The organism is Pedobacter sp. ASV12 (genome assembly GCF_016429155.1).
In the GTDB taxonomy this organism is placed as follows: domain Bacteria; phylum Bacteroidota; class Bacteroidia; order Sphingobacteriales; family Sphingobacteriaceae; genus Pedobacter.
The window spans coordinates 1-549 of the sequence record NZ_JAELUC010000259.1; the positions used below are offsets into that span (position 1 = coordinate 1).

The following is a 549-nucleotide window of genomic DNA, read 5'->3' on the forward strand; positions in this document are numbered from 1 at the left end:
TTTCTTCTCCCATACTTCCTGTCCAATGGCCTACCAAAACATAAACTTTTCCGCTGTAAATTTTCTTGCGCGGGGTAACGAATTCTTCCCAGTGTCTTGTGGTCTGGTATTCTTTTTCATCAATTTCGTGAACTTGGTAGGGCAGGAGCTTATCTGTAAACCTGCCCATGATGGCTCTTGCAACAGTCGAATTTCCGCCGCTTGGAGTTTCTGTCAGGTCGATAACCAGGTTCTGATATTGAAACAAACTATCGAGTGCCCGATCAAATGCTGCAATAAGACGATTATCTCCAAGGGAATTGTTGATTTTGATGTAGGCAGTATTTTTGTTTAGTATTTTATCAAAGATGAGTTCACTTCTATTTCCATAGCTCACAGGATTGAAAGTTTTGGGTTTTCCATTTTCAATGCCAACTATCTCCCTGTTTGTGTCGTGGGTTCCAGCAAAAAGCATATCGATAGCATATTGATACATTTTTTGATGGTATTTGTTGGTGAATTTCGGCAAGAATTTTTGCAGCTGTTCATCAATTGGCTTTCCATTAAACA

The 549-nt window shown here is 39.7% G+C and carries 1 protein-coding gene; it reads right to left on the bottom strand.

The features are described 5' to 3' along the window. The coding region (locus tag JHD69_RS20195) for a S41 family peptidase (RefSeq protein WP_199142125.1) at positions 1-549 on the bottom strand (549 nt) is incomplete at both ends.